Source organism: Bordetella ansorpii (assembly GCF_900078315.1).
Taxonomy (GTDB): Bacteria; Pseudomonadota; Gammaproteobacteria; order Burkholderiales; family Burkholderiaceae_B; genus Bordetella; species Bordetella ansorpii.
Genome location: NZ_FKBS01000017.1, coordinates 504,377 through 521,082, shown reverse-complemented (window position 1 = coordinate 521,082; position 16,706 = coordinate 504,377). Strand labels below are relative to the sequence as shown.

Sequence of the window (16,706 nt, the reverse complement as noted above, 5' to 3'; positions counted from 1 at the left end):
TGATGTCTGCGGGACGTGCTCAGCCGATGCTGCGCGCGGCCTGCAGGACTTCCTTCGCATGGTTGGGAACCTTCACGCCGCGCCATTCCTGCACCAGCACGCCATAGGCGTCGATCAGGAAGGTGCTGCGCTCGATTCCGCGCACCAGCTTGCCGTACATGTTCTTCTGTTTGATGACGCCGTACAGGTTGCAGACGGTCTCGTCCGTGTCGGCGATCAGCGGGAAGGGCAGTTCGTACTTGTTGCGGAAATTCTCGTGCGACTTCAGCGAGTCGCGCGAGATGCCGACCACCACCGTGCTGGACGACAGGAATTCGGCGTGCGCGTCGCGGAAGTCCTGGCTCTCGGTGGTACAGCCGGGGGTGTTGTCCTTGGGATAGAAATACAGCACCACGGCCCGGCCGCGGCATTGTTCCAGGGAAAGCGGTCCGATGGTGCTTTCGGCAACGAACAGCGGGGCGGGCTTGCCTATCAGGGCGGTCATCAGGAGGAGGCTCCGTCGGTGGGGATCAGGGCGACGATCACGCGGCGCCCCTCGGCCATCAGGATGTTGTAGGTTCGGGCGGCGGCTTCGGTGTCCATGGCTTCGACCCCGATGCCGGCGGCCAGCAGCGGGCGCAGCACGTCGGGGGGCAGCAGGCGCTGGCGCCGCCCGGTGCCCACCAGCAGCACTTCCGGCGCGTTGGCGGGCCGGGCGGGCGTCTGTTCGGGTTCGTCCAGGAACGACAGGGGATCGCGGGCGGCCATGGACACGCCGGCGGCCTGCAGCAGGAGGGCGGAAGTGATGTCGGCCGGCGACGTTGCCGGCCAGTCGGCGACCTTGCCTTCGGGACCGAAGGCGACCGCATGGGAAAAGCGTACCTGATTGACCTCGATATAGCCTTCACCATAGGCGGTGACGGTATTGAGCGCCATCGCAGGATCGTTATGCAGCTTCAATAAAAAACTCCGCTAGACGTGCCGATGATAGCGCATCGGATGACGCAGCGCCGCAAGGGGAAATAAGGGGGCCGGGAGACGGTTTGTTCCTATTTGCCGCCAGTGCGTGCTTACGTTAGATTACAGGGTTTGCCCGGGGTGATTCCCCGCGCTGCCGCCATTCTCTTTCCCGCCCCATTTCCAGGACCGGTCCCATGAGGAAGTTCTCCCGCATCGAGCGCTTGCCGCCGTACGTGTTCAACATCACGGGCGAGCTGAAGATGGCGGCGCGCCGCCGCGGCGAGGACATCATCGACATGTCCATGGGCAACCCCGACGGCCCCACGCCGAAGCATATCGTCGACAAGCTGGTCGAGGCCTCCATGCGGCCCACCACGCATGGCTATTCGGTGTCCAAGGGCATCCCGCGGCTGCGCAAGGCCATCTGCGACTGGTACCAGCGCCGCTACGGCGTCGAGTTCGATCCCGATGCCGAGGCCATCGTCACCATCGGCTCGAAAGAGGGCCTGGCGCACCTGATGCTGGCCACGCTCGACCAGGGCGACACGGTGCTGGTGCCCAATCCCAGCTACCCCATCCATATCTATGGCGCCGTCATCGCCGGCGCCAACATCCGTTCGGTGCGCATGACGCCCGGCGTGGACTTCTTCGAGGAACTCGAACGCGCGGTGCGCGAGTCCATCCCCAAGCCCAAGATGATGATCCTGGGCTTCCCGAGCAATCCCACCGCGCAGTGCGTCGACCTGGCGTTCTTCGAGCGGGTGGTGGCCCTGGCGCGTGAACACGACATCCTCGTGGTGCACGACCTGGCCTATGCCGACATCTGCTTCGACGGCTACGTGGCGCCGTCCATCATGCAGGTGCGCGGCGCGCGCGACGTCGCCGTCGAGTTCTTCACCATGAGCAAGAGCTACAACATGGCGGGCTGGCGCATCGGCTACATGGTGGGCAACCGTGAGCTGGTCAATGCGCTGGCGCGCATCAAGAGCTACCACGACTACGGCACCTTCACGCCCATCCAGGTGGCGTCGATCGCCGCGCTGGAAGGGCCCCAGGATTGCGTGAACGAGGTGGTCGAGCAATACCGCAACCGCCGCGACGTGCTCACGCGCGGCCTGCACGAGGCGGGCTGGATGGTCGAGGTCCCCAAGGCGTCGATGTACATCTGGGCCCGCATCCCCGAACCGTACCGCGCCATGGGCTCTCTCGAGTTCGCCAAGCGCGTGCTGTCCGAGGCCAAGGTCGCAGTGTCGCCCGGCGTGGGCTTCGGTGAATACGGCGACGAATACGTGCGCTTCGCTCTTATCGAAAACGAACAGCGCACCCGCCAGGCGGTGCGCGGTATCAAGGAAATGTTCCGCAAGGACGGGCTGCTGGGCGCGCCCACCCTTGGGGATGCGTCGCATAGCGACAGGAAGGCTTAACCATGACTCAGGCTGTACACATGCTTCATTCCGATTCGTCCTCGCCCGCGGCGCAGGGCATGCAACCCATGCGCGTGGGCCTGTTGGGCCTGGGCGTGGTGGGCGGCGGCACCTGGACGGTGCTGGCGCGCAACGCCGAAGAGATCGCCCGCCGCGCGGGCCGCCGCATCGAGGTCGCGCGCATCGCCGTGCGCGACGTCGAGAAGGCCCGCAGCAAGGTGGGCGAGGGCGTCGAGGTGTCCACCGACGGCCATGCGCTGGTGCGCGATCCGCGGATCGACATCGTGGTCGAACTGATCGGCGGCGACACCCTGGCCCGCGAACTGGTGCTCGAAGCCATTGCGCAGGGCAAGCACGTGGTCACCGCCAACAAGGCGCTGCTGGCCAAGCACGGCAACGAGATCTTCGCCGCGGCCTCCGAGCGCGGCGTGATGGTGGCTTTCGAGGCCGCGGTCGCCGGCGGCATCCCCATCATCAAGGCCATCCGCGAAGGCCTGACCGCCAACCGCATCCAGTGGGTCGCCGGCATCATCAACGGCACCACCAATTTCATCCTGTCCGAAATGCGCTCGCGCGGGCTGCCGTTCGCCGACGTGCTGGCCGAGGCCCAGCGCCTGGGCTACGCCGAAGCCGACCCCACCTTCGACGTCGAGGGCGTGGATGCCGCACACAAGCTGACGCTGCTGGCCTCGCTGGCCTTCGGCGTGCCGGTGCAGTTCGACCGCGCCTACATCGAAGGCATCTCGCAACTGGCGCAGGAAGACATTTCCCACGCCGAGCGCCTGGGCTACCGCATCAAGCTGCTGGGCATCACCAAGCGCCGCGCCGAAGGCATCGAGCTGCGCGTGCACCCGGCCCTGGTGCCGGCCGAGCGCCTGCTGGCCAACGTCGAAGGCGCCATGAACGCCGTGCTGGTGCGCGGCGATGCCGTAGGCCCCACGCTGTACTACGGCCAGGGCGCGGGCGAAGAACCCACCGCCTCGGCGGTGGTGGCCGACCTGGTCGACGTCACCCGCCTGCATACCGCCGATCCGGGCAACCGCGTGCCGCACCTGGCGTTCCAGCCCGATGCGCTGTCCGACGTGCAGATCCTGCCGATCGAACAGGTCAGCACCTCGTATTACCTGCGCGTGCGCGTCGACGACCAGCCGGGTGTGCTGGCCGACATCGCGCGCGTCCTTGCCGACCGTGGCATTTCCATCGGTTCCATGATCCAGCAGCCGTCGCACATCGGTGGCGCCGACCTCATCTTCCTGACGCACGAAGCGCGGGAAGGCGATGTCGACCAGGCCATCGCCAAGATCGAGGCCACGTCGTTCGTCCGGTCCAAGGTCACGCGCCTGCGCGTCGAGCACCTGTCCTGATCATTCCGTTTCTTGCCGCCGGGCAGGCTGCCAGCCCGCCGCGGCGGTCCAGCGAGGCTGACATGAAGTACGTATCCACCCGCGGCGGCATGGCCCCGCAAGCCTTCTCCGACATCCTGCTCGAGGGCCTGGCGCCCGACGGCGGCCTGGCGGTGCCCGAGACCTTGCCGCGCGTCGACGCGGCCACGCTCGAATCCTGGCGCGGCCTGCCGTATGCCGACCTGGCCTTCGAAGTGCTGTCGCGCTTCGCCACCGACATCCCGGCCGACGACCTGCGCGCGCTGACCCGCGCGGCCTACCGGCAGGAATCGTTCAACAGCGAAGACATCGTGCCGCTGCGTCCGCTGCACGACGGGATGCATCTGCTGGGCCTGTCCGAAGGCCCCACGCTGGCGTTCAAGGACATGGCCATGCAGTTCCTGGGCCAGGTCTTCGAATATGTGCTGACGCGCCGCGGCACCACGCTGAACATCCTGGGCGCCACCTCCGGCGACACCGGTTCGGCCGCCGAATACGCGCTGCGCGGCAAGCGCGGCGTGGCCGTGTTCATGCTGTCGCCGCACGGCCGCATGAGCGCCTTCCAGCGCGCCCAGATGTACTCGCTGCAGGACGAGAATATCCACAACATCGCCGTGCACGGCGTATTCGACGAGGCCCAGGACATCGTCAAGGCCCTGTCCGGCGACCTGGAATTCAAGACGCGCTGGCGCCTGGGCGCGGTCAACTCCATCAACTGGGCGCGCATCGCGGCCCAGGTGGTGTATTACTTCCACGGCTGGCTGTCCGCCACCACCGGCGCTGGCCAGCAGGTGTCGTTCGCCGTGCCCTCGGGCAACTTCGGCAACATCCTGTCGGGCCACATCGCGCGCCGCATGGGCCTGCCGATCCGCCGCCTGGTGCTGGCCACCAACGAGAACAACGTGCTGGAAGAGTTTTTCCGCACGGGCATCTACCGTCCGCGCGCCCCGGCCCAGACCTACGCCACGTCCAGCCCCTCCATGGACATCTCGCGCGCCTCCAACTTCGAGCGTTTCGTCTACGACCTGGTCGATGCCGATCCGGCGCGCGTCAAGGCGCTGTGGGACGACGTGGCGCGAGAGGGCCAGTTCGACCTGTCCGCCCAACTGCCGCGCTTCGATGCCGATCACGGCTTCGTGGCCGGCGTCAGCACGCATGCCGACCGCCTGTCCACCATCAAGTCCACGTACGACACGTGCGGCGTGCTGATCGACCCGCACACCGCCGACGGCGTGAAAGTGGCGCGCCAGTACGTCGAGCCCGGCATTCCGATGCTGGTGCTGGAAACCGCGCTACCCGCCAAGTTCTCGGAAACCATCGAAGCCGCGCTGGGCCAGCCCGCGCCGCCGCCCGCCGCCCTGGCCAATCTGGAATCGTTGCCGCAGCGCGTCACGGTCATGGATTGCGACCCGGTGTCGGTCCGGCGCTACATTGAGGCGCACGCCAAAGTGTAAGACTTCGGTACGCAGGCCTGGTTTCCCGGGGATCGGGATACAAGGCCTGACATAGCCCGCCCGGGCTTTACATTTTCAAGACATCCGGTCACGGAAGCCGGGGCGGGCCGCCTCTACAGTGGAGTCACCCTCATGACAACACACGGAGGCTTTATGAGCCCGAAAACCCTGATGATGGTCGTTGCCGCTTCGAGTCTGGCTGTCCTGGCCGGTTGTTCCACGCCGACCATCATCCACAAGAACGACGGCACGCAGGTCACGACGGCCGACCGGCCGAAGTACAACGACGATAGCGGCTTCTACGAATACAACCAGGGTGGCCGTATCGTCCGCATCAACAAGGACGACGTGAAGTCCATCGAGGACGTCGACTGACGTGACCTCCGGCTGTGCCGCATGCAGCCTGACCGAGTCTGGACGGGGCCGCATCCGGTTGGCGGCCGTGCCCGCCAGCCGCGCCCATTGCGGTGCGCGGCAAAAATGACCAGGGCCTGTCTGCGCCCGCCTGACGGCGGTGCAAGACAGGCCCTGTGTCTTTTCAGCCTCAGGCCTTGCCGACGGCTTGCGCTTCGGCGTGGTACCGGCCCACGCGCTCGACTTCGTTCTTCGACCCCAGGATCACGCTGACGCGCTGGTGCAGCTTCTCGGGCTGCACGTCCAGGATGCGCTGTGTGCCGGTAATGGCCGCGCCGCCCGCCTGCTCGATCAGCATGCTCATCGGATTGGCCTCGTACATCAGGCGCAGCTTGCCCGCCTTGCCCGGCTCGCGGGCATCCCACGGATACATGAAGATGCCGCCACGGGTCAGGATGCGATGCACGTCCGTCACCATCGAGGCGACCCAGCGCATGTTGTAGTCCTTGCCCAGCGGACCCGTGGTGCCGGCCAGGCATTCGTCGATGTAGCGGCGCACCGGCGGCGCCCAGTGGCGCATGTTCGACATGTTGATGGCGAACTCCTTGGTGTCTTCCGGCACGCGCATGCTTTCGTGCGTCAGCACCCACGAGCCCATCTCGCGATCCAGCGTGAAGCCGACCACGCCGTTGCCGACCGTCAGTATCAGCATCGACTGCGGGCCGTACACCGCATAGCCCGCCGCCACTTGCTGGCTGCCGGGCTGCAGGAAATCCTGCTCGGTGATGGGCGTTTCGCCATCCACCGTGTGCGGCGCCTTCAGCACCGAGAAAATGGTGCCGATGGACACGTTGACGTCGATGTTCGACGAGCCGTCCAGGGGATCGAACAGCAGCAGGTATTCGCCCTTGGGATAGCGGTTCGGAATCGGATGGATGGTTTCCATCTCTTCCGATGCCATGGCGGCCAGGTGACCGCCCCATTCATTGGCTTCGAGCAGGATCTCGTTGGACAGCACGTCCAGCTTCTTCTGCACTTCGCCCTGGACGTTCTCGCTTTCCAGGCTGCCCAGCACGCCACCGAGCGCGCCCTTGCTGACGGCATGGCTGATGGCCTTGCAGGCGCGCGCGACGACTTCGATCAGCAGGCGGACTTCGGGCTGGACGAGTTCGGCCGAACGTTGCTGTTCGACCAGGTATTGAGTGAGGGTTTTACGTTTCATTGATTCTCCTGTCTTGATGTGTGGAGGTTCTTTCGTATTGGTGGGTGAGGTTGGTGTTCTTTGGCTGAATCTGGGTTCTTGGGGCGCCTGGGTATGCCAATGGGGTCGAGCCGGCCAAGTCGTTGGGCTCGGGCGCGCCATCAGGCGCCCTCGGTCCCGCTACGCGGGACTTCCCCGCCTCCAATTGGCCGGCTCGACCCCATTGGCATACCCAGGCTCACAATATCTCTGGTTCAAATGATCTCGTAACTCAGGTGCCGGGTGTACGGGGTGCAATACCTCTGCAAATCGTAGGCCGAATTTTTGCCGAGCGGCAGGCCAGCGGCTTTGCCGGCGACCTGCGTGCGCCATTGCAGTGAGTCCTCGGTGGGGTTGGGGGGCGAGGGCCGGCCAATTGGAGGAGGGGCAGTCCCCGAAGGGGACCGAGGGCGCCTGATGGCGCGCCCGAGCCCGACGACTTGGCCGGCCCTCGCCCCCCAACCCCACCGAGGACGCCCTACGAAGCAAATACCTCCAACCCGACAAAACAGCCCTACGATTGCGCCGCAAACTCCAGCGCCTTGGACGTGATCTCCAGCACGTTGCGCGACAACCCGGGATGCGCGCTGACGGCCTGCAATGCCTGCTGCATCGGCTGGCGCAACGCAGGCACGAAGCGCGACCAGTTGTCGAGCGCGCGCGCCAGGCGTGCCGCCACCTCGGGGTTCAGGGCATCGAGCGCAATGACCTGTTCCGTCCAGTACGCGTAGCCCGTGCCGTCGGCGTGGTGCATGCCGCGGGCGTTGTTCAGGCAGAACTGGAACACCAATGCGCGGGCGCGGTTCGGGTTGCGCAGCGTGAAGGCCGGATGTTGCATCAGCGCGCGCACGGTTTCCACCGTGGCCGAGCGCGCCGTGGCCTGCAGCGTGAACCACTTGTCGACGACCAGCGGATCGTTCTTCCACCGCTCGTAGAAGGCTTCCAGCGCCTGCGCGGGGGCGTCGCCCGTGCCGTAGTTCAGCAGCGCGGACAGCGCGGCCATGCTGTCGGTCATGTTGCTGGCCGACGCGTATTGCTGCTGCGCCAGGCCTTGCGCGCCGTCGATGCCGGCCGCCATCAGGTGCGCCAGCGCCTGGTTCTTCAGGGCGCGGCGGCCAGCGGGGCCAGGGGCGGGGCTGTATTCGCCCGGGGTCTGGTTGCCGTCGAACGCGGCGCGCCATTCGGCTTGCAACTGGCGGCCCAGCTCGGCGCGCAGGAAATCGCGCGCGGCGGCCAGCGCCGGCGGATCGATCTGCGCCATGCGTTCGGCCAGCGTCTTCTCGGAAGGCAGCGCCAGCGTGCGCGCGCGGTAGGCCGCGTCCAGCGCGGGGTCGGTCAGCAGGGCGCGCCAGGCGTCGATGAAGGCGTCATCGGCGCGCAGCGTGTCGCCGGCCTGGTGCTGGCGGGCCAGCGCCAGGATCTGGCGCGTGGCCAGTTCCTGGCCCGCTTCCCAGCGCGCGAACGGATCGGTGTCATGGGCCGACAGCAGCGCCAGGTCGGCGTCGCTCCAGCCGTACTCGACGATGACGGGGGCCGAGAAGCCGCGCAGCAGCGAGGGCACGGGAGCGGAGGGCACGCCTTCGAATACCCATTGCTGGCGCGCGGTGGTGAGCTCGAGCAGGGCGGTTTCCTGTTCGCGGCCATCGACGCGCAGCGCGATCGGCTTGCCCTGGCGGTCGAGCAGGCCGAGCGCGAACGGAATATGGAAGGGCTGCTTGGCGGGATTGTCGGCGCGGCGCTCGACGCCCACGGGCTGGCATTGCTGCGCCAGCGTGACCGTGCAGCGCTGCGCGGCGGCATCGTAGTCCAGCGTCACGGCCACGCGCGGCGTGCCGGCCTGGCGGTACCAGTTGCGGAACACTTCCAGGTTGCGGCCCGGGTGCTGCTTCACATAGACCGACTGCATGGCCGCGACGAAATCGTCGCAGGTGACGGCCTGGCCGTCATGGCGGCGGAAATACTCGTCCATGCCCGCGCGAAAGCCTTCCTCGCCCAGCAAGGTGTGCTGCATGCGGATGACTTCCGAGCCCTTTTCGTACACCGTGGCCGTGTAGAAGTTGCCGATCTCCTGGTAGCTGTCGGGGCGGATGGGGTGCGCCATCGGGCCCGCGTCTTCCGGGAACTGCGCCGCGCGCAGCGTGGCCACGTCGTCGATGCGCTTGACCGCGCGCGCGCTGGCGGCGGCCGCCGGGTCCAGGTCGCGCGCCATCATGTCGGCGCTGAACTCCTGGTCGCGGAAAACGGTCAGGCCTTCCTTCAGGCTGAGCTGGAACCAGTCCCGGCAGGTGACACGGTTGCCGGTCCAGTTGTGGAAGTACTCGTGCCCGATGACCGACTCGATGCCTTCGTAGTTGGCGTCGGTGGCGGTGTCGGGGTCGGCCAGTACATAGGCCGCATTGAAGATGTTCAGGCCCTTGTTCTCCATGGCGCCCATATTGAAGTCGCGCACGGCGACCACCATGAAGCGGTCCAGGTCCAGTTCGAGGCCGAAGCGGGTTTCATCCCAGCGCAGCGCGCGCACCAGCGAATCCAGCGCCCATTGCGTGCGGTTCTCGGAGCCCGGGTCGCTGTAGACCTGCAGCAGCACTTCACGGCCCGAGGCCGTGGCCACGCGGGTTTCCCGGTGGGTCAGGCGGCCCGCCACCAGGGCGAACAGATAACAAGGCTTGGGAAACGGATCTTCCCATTCGGCTTCGCCGCGGCCATCGGGCAACTGGCGCGTGGCGATCAGGTTGCCGTTGGACAGCAGCAGCGGATAGGCGGCGGGCGCGCGCAGCGTGACGCGATAGCGCGACATGACGTCGGGGCGGTCGGCGAACCAGGTGATGCGGCGAAAGCCCTCGGCCTCGCACTGCGTGAAGAAGCTGTCGCCCGAGACGTACAGACCCATCAGGGTAGAGTTGGCGGCCGGATGGCAGCGGCTGACGATCTCGATCTCGGCGCGCTCGGGCAGGCCGGAGATGGCGAGCGCATGCGCGCCCACGCTGTACTGCGCATCGGGCCAGGCCTGGCCGTCGACGCGCAGCGAGACCAGTTCCAGTGCTTCGCCGTCCAGGTGCATGACGGCGTCCGCCGCCGCGTCGGCGCGGCGTTCGGCCTGCATGGTGCAGCGGACGGTGGTGGTGTCCGGGTCCAGGTCGAACTCCAGCGCCACCTGCGGGATTGCGTACGGATAGGGCCGGTAATCTTTACGGTAAATCGTCACGGGCGTGTCGGTACGCATTGGGTTTCCACGATGCAAAGGGAAGACCGGGTTATTGTAGTGGCATGCCGTGCGAAAACTTTCCAGACTGCGCGCGGTCGTATCTGCATGTCGCCCGAACGGGGCGCGGAGGAATCAAGTCATGTCCCAATTCTCCTGGTCGCGCGGCCTGCGCATGGCCGGGGCGTCGCTGGCGCTGGGCAGCGTGCTGCTGGCCGGCTGCGCGGCGCCCACCGTCTCGATGCACGTCACCTCCTTCCAACGTTGGCCGCAAGGCGTGCAAGGGCAGTCGTATGCCTTTGCCGCGGTCTCCCCCGAGCAATCCAACAATCTCGAATACCAGTCCTACCGCGACACCCTGCGCGCCGGCCTGGGCGCCACCGGCCTGACCGAAGCGCCCGCCGGCCAGCCGGCCCGATTCACCGTTTCATATAGCTACGGTACGTCGCAGACCACGGTGATGACCCGTCAGGCCTACGATCCGTATATGTATGGCGGTTATCCAGGTTACTACGGGCCGCGCCGCTGGGGCTATGGCTTCTGGGGCCCGGGCTTCTGGGGCCCCGACTGGGTCGATGTGCCCGAACCGGCGTTCCGCCATTACCTGAATGTCGAGATCCATGACCGGGAGCGGGGCGGGGCGGAGGTCTATCGTTCCTCGTCCTATACGCTCAGCCGTGCCGACAACCTGTTGCGCGCCATGCCTTATCTGGTGCGTGCCATTTTCGATGGGTTTCCCGGCAACAATGGCAGCGAGCGCCGGATTGAATATCCGATCGACCGGTAAGCGGATCCAGGTGGCGCATCGATACCCCATGTTGCGCCCAACAAAATGGCGCGCCTCGGCGCGCCATTTTGTTGGGACTGTAATCCCAGCTTATGCGGCGATCAGGAAGCTGGCGCGATCGGCGCCATTGGCTTCCTCGGCAGCCAGCCAGCGCGGCGCCTTGCCGCGGCCGCTCCAGGTTTCGCCGGTCTGCGGATGGCGGTACTTGGGCGCCACGGCGCGCTTGGCGCCGGTGGGGGCTGCCTTGCGGCGGCCGCCGGCCGAGGGCGCGCGCGTGGCGGCGGGCTTGGCAGCGCCGAAGGCTGCCGTGATTTCTTCGGGAGTAATATCGTAGTCGCGCATCGACTTGACGATGGAGGCAAGCACTGGCTTGCGACGCTTGGTCAGCAGGGCCTCGGCTCGCTTCTGGAGCTTCGTGATTTCTTTTTCGATCTTGGCTTGCTGCGTTGCGTAGGATTCGCGGGGCATAGTTTTAATCCTGATTATCAATAAGTTGATAGCCTTCGCCGGCTGGTAGAACAGTTACTGCTTGGTTTTGTGCGTGAATAATACTAGGTTATTGCGTTCAAACTGTATCCTGACTGAGACAAATTTGTATCATGGCTGAAATGCAATCGAAAGAATTGTGTGGATCATGGCGCGTGGCAGCTGTTCAAATGGTCAGCACGCCGAATGTTGATGAAAACCTGAAACAGGCGGGTGAGTTAATCCAAAAGGCGGCGGAGTCCGGCGCCAGTTTGGTCGCGTTGCCCGAGTACTTTTGTTTCATGGGGCAGCGGGATATTGACAAATTTGCGATTAAAGAGACCGAAGGACACGGTCCGATACAGGATTTCCTGCGCGGATTGGCGGCCCGTCTCGGTATCTGGATCGTGGGCGGCACGCTGCCGCTGGCCTGCCCGGATCCCGATCGCGTGTTCAATACCGCCTTCGTATATGGTCCGGACGGCAAGCAACGCGCGCGCTACGACAAAATCCACCTGTTCAATTTCCAGCGCGGCGCCGAGTCCTATGATGAGTCAGTGGCTATTCATGCCGGCAAGACGGTGCAGACGTTCGACGCGCCGTGCGGCCCGGTCGGGCTGTCCACGTGCTACGACCTGCGCTTTCCCGAGCTGTATCGCGCGATGGGGCCGGTCAGCCTGATTCTGGTGCCCGCGGCGTTCACCTACACCACCGGAAAAGCGCACTGGGAAGTGCTGCTGCGGGCTCGCGCCATCGAAAATCAATGTTACATATTGGCGCCCGCGCAAGGGGGCAAACATCCGAACGGCCGTCGAACCTGGGGCCATTCCATGCTGATCGACCCTTGGGGCGAGATCGTGGACGTGCTGCCCGAAGAGCCGGGCGTGATCGGGGGTACGATAGAGGCTGATCGCCTGTCCGAGGTGCGGGCCGCCTTGCCCGCCCTGCGTCACCGAGTCCTGTAGACCGACCATCCATGAAATTGATCGATCCCGCTATCCAGTCCCTGGCCACCGCCAAATCGTTGTTGCTGGACCCCTGGGGCCTGACCGAGGCCGACCTGGCCCGCGCCCTGGGCGAAATCTTCACGCACAAGGTCGATTACGCCGACCTGTATTTTCAGTACACGCGCAGCGAAGGCTGGAGCCTGGAAGAAGGCATCGTCAAGACCGGCAGCTTCTCCATCGGCCAGGGCGTGGGCGTGCGCGCCGTCAGTGGCGAGAAAACCGCTTTCGCCTATTCCGACAGCCTGTCCGTCGAGGCGCTGCAATCCGCTGCCCAGACGGTGCGCGGTATCGCCCGCCGCGGCGCGGGCCGCGTCAAGGTGGCGGCGCACGTGCCGCCCGATGATGCCCGCAGCCTGTATTCCGACATCGATCCGCTGACCACGCTGACGGCCGCCGAGAAAGTGGCGCTGCTCGAGCGCGTCGAGCGCATGGCGCGCGCCGCGGATCCGCACGTCATCCAGGTGATGGCCGGCCTGGGCGCCGAATACGACGTGGTGCTGATCGCCGGCAGCGACGGCCGCCTGGCCGCCGACGTGCGGCCGCTGGTGCGTTTGTCCGTCACGGTCATCGCCGAACGCAATGGCCGCCGCGAGATGGGCCACGGCGGTGGAGGCGGCCGGACCGGTTTGAATCTGTTCTCGGACGATCTGCTGAAGGAATACGTGGATCGCGCCGTGCACGAGGCCATGGTGAATCTGGAAGCGCGTCCCGCGCCCGCTGGCGAAATGACGGTGGTGCTGGGTTCGGGTTGGCCCGGCATCCTGCTGCACGAAGCCGTGGGCCACGGTCTGGAAGGCGATTTCAATCGCAAGGGTTCCAGCGTGTTCTCGGGCCGCATCGGCGAACGCGTGGCGTCGCCCGGTGTCACCGTGGTCGACGACGGCACGCTGCCGGATCGTCGCGGTTCGTTGAATGTCGACGACGAAGGCAACGCGACGCAACGCAATGTGCTGATCGAGGACGGCATTCTGCGCGGGTATATGCAGGACACGCTGAATGCCCGCCTGATGAAAACCTCGGCGACCGGCAACGGCCGCCGCGAATCGTTCGCGCACCTGCCGATGCCGCGCATGACCAATACCTACATGCTGGGCGGCGACAAGGCGCCCGAGGAAATCATCGCCTCGGTCAAGCGCGGGCTGTATGCCGCCAATTTCGGCGGCGGGCAGGTGGATATCACCAATGGCAAGTTCGTGTTTTCGGCGTCCGAGGCCTACATGATCGAGGACGGCAAGATCACGTATCCGGTGAAGGGTGCGACGTTGATCGGTAATGGACCGGATGCCATGACGCGGGTCAGCCTGATCGGCAACGACATGAAGCTGGATTCGGGCGTGGGCACGTGCGGGAAGGATGGGCAGAGCGTGCCTGTGGGGGTGGGGATGCCGACGGTGCGGATGGATGGGCTTACCGTTGGTGGTACTGCCTGATTCTGGAGGACTTTGGTTCTTGAGTCGCCTGCGTAGGGCGTGCCGGAGTGCGTCGGCCAAGTCGGTCGGCTCGGGCGCGCCAGCAGGCGCCCTCGGCCCCCTTTCGGGGGCTGCCCTTCCTCCAATTGGCCGCCGCACTCCGGCACGCCCTGCGCAGGCTGGCGTCAGGTTCAATTGGCTGACAGCGTCTTGCTGGCGGTCATCCCGGCCGCATCTTTTTCCTCATGCCGGAAAGCCTGTCATGACCCGGTCAGATTTTTTGTGCTAGAGTGCCTCTCATGAACTTCGCACACCCCGCCTTTTTCTTTTATTTTTATGCTTTTCTGAAGCCGCTGGCGGAGGAAGGGTTGCGTTCAAACTGAAAAGTCGCAGAATCCCTCAAAAAAGCCGCCAGCGAACCTGGCGGCTTTTTTGTTGCTGCCGGAAAGAAGCAGGCGGGTCATACCAGGAGCAGTCCCGTGTCGCACAATACCGATGACCTTCGCATTCGCGAAATCAAAGAACTGACGCCGCCTTCGCACGTGATGCGCGAGTTCGCGTGCACCCGCGAGGCGTCCGAGACCGTGTATGCCGCGCGCCAGGGCGCGCATCGCATCCTGCACGGCATGGACGACCGCATGATCGTGGTGATCGGGCCTTGCTCGATCCACGATACGCGCGCCGCGCTGGAATATGCCCAGCGGCTGGTCCAAGCCCGCAAGCGCTACGCCGGCGAGCTCGAGATCATCATGCGTGTGTATTTCGAGAAGCCGCGCACCACCGTGGGCTGGAAAGGCCTGATCAACGATCCGGACCTGGACGGCAGCTTCAATATCAACAAGGGCATCCGCATGGCCCGAGAGCTGCTGCTGGAAATCAACAGCATGGGTCTGCCGTCGGGCTGCGAGTTCCTGGACATGATCACGCCGCAGTACATGGCCGACCTGGTGTCGTGGGGCGCGATCGGCGCGCGCACGACGGAAAGCCAGGTACATCGCGAACTGGCGTCGGGCCTGTCGTGCCCGGTGGGATTCAAGAACGGCACGGACGGCAATATCCGCATCGCGGTCGACGCCATCAAGGCCGCCTCGCAGCCGCACCATTTCCTGTCGGTGACCAAGGGCGGCCATTCTGCCATCGTGTCCACGGCCGGCAATGAAGACTGCCACGTGATCCTGCGCGGGGGCAAGGCGCCGAACTACGACGCGGCCAGCGTCGAGGCCGTGTGCCAGGACATGAGCAAGTCGGGCATGGCGCAGCGCGTGATGATCGACGCCAGCCACGCCAACAGCAGCAAGAAGCCCGAGAACCAGCCGCTGGTGATCGACGACGTGGCGCGCCAGATGGAGCAGGGCGAGTCGCGCATCGTGGGCGTGATGGTCGAAAGCCACCTGGTGGCCGGGCGCCAGGATCTGGTGCCGGGCAAGCCGCTGACGTATGGCCAGAGCATCACCGATGGCTGTATCGATTGGGACGCCTCGGAAAAGGTGCTGCAGCGCCTGGCGGACGCCGTGCAGGAGCGCCGCCGCGTGACCATGACCACGGGCAAGTAAGGTCCTGAGAGGGCGTGGGGCGGCGCAGGCGTAAAATCATTGCGTCGTCCACCCGAACGCCCTTTGCCATGAATGCTCCCCTGGAAGCCGAAACCCTGCGCCGGCCCGTGCCCGACGCCTGTCTGGATGCACTGCGCGCCCGCTTCGGCGACCGCCTGTCCGTGGCCGCCGCCGTGCGCGAACATCACGGCCGCGACGAATCCCCTTATCCCGCCATGCTGCCCGACGCGGTGGTTTTCGCCCGCACCACCGAGGAAGTCGCCGAGGTGGCGCGGCAGTGCAACGCGCATGGCGTGCCGCTGATCCCGTATGGCGCCGGCTCGTCGCTCGAAGGCCATCTGCTGGCCGTGCAGGGCGGCATCAGCATCGACCTGTCGCAGATGAACGCGGTGCTGTCCATCGATGCCGAAGACCTGACGGCATCCGTCCAGGCCGGCGTGACGCGCAAGCAGTTGAACGAGGAAGTGCGCGATACCGGCCTGTTCTTCCCCATCGATCCGGGCGCCGACGCCAGCCTGGGCGGCATGGCCGCCACGCGCGCCTCGGGCACCAATGCCGTGCGCTACGGCACGATGCGCGAGAACGTGATGTCGCTGACGGTGGTCACGGCCGACGGCCGCATCGTGCGCACCGCCGGCCGCGCGCGCAAGTCGTCGGCGGGCTACGACCTGACCCGCATCTTCGTGGGCAGCGAAGGCACGCTGGGCATCATCACGGAAGTGACGGTGCGGCTGTATCCGCAGCCCGAGGCCATCTCGGCCGCGGTGTGCAATTTCCCGACGCTGGACGATGCGGTGCAGAGCGTCATCGAGATCATCCAGATGGGCGTGCCGGTGGCGCGCGTCGAGTTCATGGACACGGCCGCCGTGCGCTCGGTCAATCTGCACAGCAAGCTGGACCTGAACGAATCGCCGCTGCTGTTGTTCGAATTCCACGGCAGCCCGGCCGGCGTGCAGGAGCAGGCCCAGACGGTGCAGGCCATCACGGCCGAGCATGGTGGCATGGACTTCGACTGGGCCGAGCGCCCCGAAGACCGCAGCCGCCTGTGGACGGCGCGGCACAACGCCTATTTCGCGGGCCTGCAGCTGCGCCCCGGCTGCCGCGCCAGCACCACCGACGTGTGCGTGCCGATCTCGCGCCTGGCCGATGTGGTGCGCGAGACGGTCGAGGACCTGGATCGCGCCAGTTTTCCCTACACCATCGTGGGCCACGTGGGCGACGGCAACTTCCACGTGCTGATGCTGCTGGACCAGGACAGCCAGGAAGAATGGCGCGAGTCCGAGGCCATCAGCCATCGCATGGTCGAGCGCGCCATCGCGGCCGACGGCACCTGCACCGGTGAACACGGCGTGGGATTGCACAAGATGCAGTTCATGGAAAGCGAGCACGGCGCCGACGCGCTGGCGCTGATGCGCAGCCTGAAGCACGCGTTCGATCCCAACAATATCCTCAATCCGGGCAAGATCATCGCCTGGTGACGACCGGTGGAC

The 16,706-nt window shown here is 65.8% G+C and carries 14 protein-coding genes; 9 read left to right on the top strand and 5 right to left on the bottom strand.

Annotated features, from left to right (window positions below; genetic code table 11):
• Positions 1-19: 19 nt before the first annotated feature.
• Both A7W11_RS17320 and A7W11_RS17315 read right to left on the bottom strand, forming a co-directional pair.
• Positions 20-484, bottom strand: a complete 465-nt coding sequence (locus tag A7W11_RS17320) for a peroxiredoxin (protein WP_066133439.1) — start codon at positions 482-484, stop codon at positions 20-22.
• Positions 484-939, bottom strand: a complete 456-nt coding sequence (locus A7W11_RS17315) for an Mth938-like domain-containing protein (protein WP_066415779.1) — start codon at positions 937-939, stop codon at positions 484-486. Before A7W11_RS17315 ends, A7W11_RS17320 begins: the two co-directional genes overlap by 1 nt.
• A 194-nt stretch (positions 940-1,133) precedes the next feature.
• On the opposite strand from A7W11_RS17315, the gene alaC reads away from it, so the two are divergent.
• The 4 genes from alaC (at position 1,134) to A7W11_RS17295 (ending at position 5,574) form a co-directional block, all read left to right on the top strand.
• The gene (gene alaC / locus A7W11_RS17310) at positions 1,134-2,363 is read left to right on the top strand and encodes an alanine transaminase (RefSeq protein WP_066415775.1); all 1,230 of its coding nucleotides are present in this window, start codon (positions 1,134-1,136) and stop codon (positions 2,361-2,363) included.
• Between the two features lie 59 nt (positions 2,364-2,422).
• Complete coding sequence (locus A7W11_RS17305) at positions 2,423-3,727, top strand: homoserine dehydrogenase (protein WP_066416228.1); 1,305 nt, start codon at positions 2,423-2,425, stop codon at positions 3,725-3,727.
• 62 nt (positions 3,728-3,789) lie between these two features.
• Positions 3,790-5,199 (top strand): threonine synthase, encoded by a 1,410-nt coding sequence (gene thrC / locus A7W11_RS17300; protein ID WP_066415772.1) that lies wholly within the window; start codon positions 3,790-3,792, stop codon positions 5,197-5,199.
• Positions 5,200-5,352: 153 nt separating this feature from the next.
• A complete protein-coding gene (locus A7W11_RS17295; protein ID WP_066415770.1) occupies positions 5,353-5,574 on the top strand; it encodes a YgdI/YgdR family lipoprotein in 222 nt (73 codons plus the stop codon).
• A gap of 169 nt (positions 5,575-5,743) precedes the next feature.
• On the opposite strand, the gene A7W11_RS17290 is transcribed toward A7W11_RS17295, so the two are convergent.
• A complete protein-coding gene (locus tag A7W11_RS17290; RefSeq protein ID WP_066415767.1) occupies positions 5,744-6,775 on the bottom strand; it encodes a class 1 fructose-bisphosphatase in 1,032 nt (343 codons plus the stop codon).
• Between the two features lie 532 nt (positions 6,776-7,307).
• Positions 7,308-10,016 carry an aminopeptidase N gene (pepN, locus tag A7W11_RS17285; protein ID WP_066415763.1) on the bottom strand — a complete coding sequence of 903 codons (2,709 nt, stop codon included), beginning with the start codon at positions 10,014-10,016 and terminating at the stop codon, positions 7,308-7,310.
• A 121-nt stretch (positions 10,017-10,137) separates the two neighbouring features.
• Here pepN and A7W11_RS17280 point away from each other — a divergent pair, with 121 nt between their 5' ends.
• Complete coding sequence (locus A7W11_RS17280) at positions 10,138-10,782, top strand: DUF4136 domain-containing protein (RefSeq protein ID WP_066415761.1); 645 nt, start codon at positions 10,138-10,140, stop codon at positions 10,780-10,782.
• 90 nt (positions 10,783-10,872) lie between these two features.
• On the opposite strand, the gene A7W11_RS17275 is transcribed toward A7W11_RS17280, so the two are convergent.
• Positions 10,873-11,250: an H-NS histone family protein gene (locus A7W11_RS17275; RefSeq protein WP_066415759.1), complete on the bottom strand. Its 378-nt coding sequence runs from the start codon at positions 11,248-11,250 to the stop codon at positions 10,873-10,875.
• Positions 11,251-11,390: 140 nt separating this feature from the next.
• On the opposite strand from A7W11_RS17275, the gene A7W11_RS17270 reads away from it, so the two are divergent.
• From A7W11_RS17270 to A7W11_RS17255, 4 genes are all read left to right on the top strand, one after another.
• Positions 11,391-12,212 carry a carbon-nitrogen hydrolase family protein gene (locus A7W11_RS17270; RefSeq protein ID WP_066415756.1) on the top strand — a complete coding sequence of 274 codons (822 nt, stop codon included), beginning with the start codon at positions 11,391-11,393 and terminating at the stop codon, positions 12,210-12,212.
• Positions 12,213-12,223: 11 nt separating this feature from the next.
• A complete protein-coding gene (gene tldD / locus A7W11_RS17265; RefSeq protein ID WP_066415752.1) occupies positions 12,224-13,684 on the top strand; it encodes a metalloprotease TldD in 1,461 nt (486 codons plus the stop codon).
• A gap of 458 nt (positions 13,685-14,142) precedes the next feature.
• Complete coding sequence (gene aroG, locus A7W11_RS17260; RefSeq protein WP_066415741.1) at positions 14,143-15,216, top strand: 3-deoxy-7-phosphoheptulonate synthase AroG; 1,074 nt, start codon at positions 14,143-14,145, stop codon at positions 15,214-15,216.
• 68 nt (positions 15,217-15,284) lie between these two features.
• Entirely contained in the window at positions 15,285-16,694 is a 1,410-nt protein-coding gene (locus tag A7W11_RS17255; protein ID WP_066415739.1) for an FAD-binding oxidoreductase, read from the top strand.
• Positions 16,695-16,706 lie beyond the last annotated feature (12 nt).

Bases quoted from the DNA above. Each gene is read 5' to 3' on its own strand.
- A7W11_RS17275 (WP_066415759.1), bottom strand. From the start codon at position 11,250: ATGCCCCGCGAATCCTACGCAACGCAGCAAGCCAAGATCGAAAAAGAA.
- pepN (WP_066415763.1), bottom strand. From the start codon at position 10,016: ATGCGTACCGACACGCCCGTGACGATTTACCGTAAAGATTACCGGCCC.
- A7W11_RS17280 (WP_066415761.1), top strand. From the start codon at position 10,138: ATGTCCCAATTCTCCTGGTCGCGCGGCCTGCGCATGGCCGGGGCGTCG.
- thrC (WP_066415772.1), top strand. From the start codon at position 3,790: ATGAAGTACGTATCCACCCGCGGCGGCATGGCCCCGCAAGCCTTCTCC.
- A7W11_RS17255 (WP_066415739.1), top strand. From the start codon at position 15,285: ATGAATGCTCCCCTGGAAGCCGAAACCCTGCGCCGGCCCGTGCCCGAC.
- A7W11_RS17270 (WP_066415756.1), top strand. From the start codon at position 11,391: ATGCAATCGAAAGAATTGTGTGGATCATGGCGCGTGGCAGCTGTTCAA.
- A7W11_RS17305 (WP_066416228.1), top strand. From the start codon at position 2,423: ATGCAACCCATGCGCGTGGGCCTGTTGGGCCTGGGCGTGGTGGGCGGC.
- A7W11_RS17295 (WP_066415770.1), top strand. From the start codon at position 5,353: ATGAGCCCGAAAACCCTGATGATGGTCGTTGCCGCTTCGAGTCTGGCT.
- A7W11_RS17290 (WP_066415767.1), bottom strand. From the start codon at position 6,775: ATGAAACGTAAAACCCTCACTCAATACCTGGTCGAACAGCAACGTTCG.
- alaC (WP_066415775.1), top strand. From the start codon at position 1,134: ATGAGGAAGTTCTCCCGCATCGAGCGCTTGCCGCCGTACGTGTTCAAC.
- tldD (WP_066415752.1), top strand. From the start codon at position 12,224: ATGAAATTGATCGATCCCGCTATCCAGTCCCTGGCCACCGCCAAATCG.
- A7W11_RS17320 (WP_066133439.1), bottom strand. From the start codon at position 484: ATGACCGCCCTGATAGGCAAGCCCGCCCCGCTGTTCGTTGCCGAAAGC.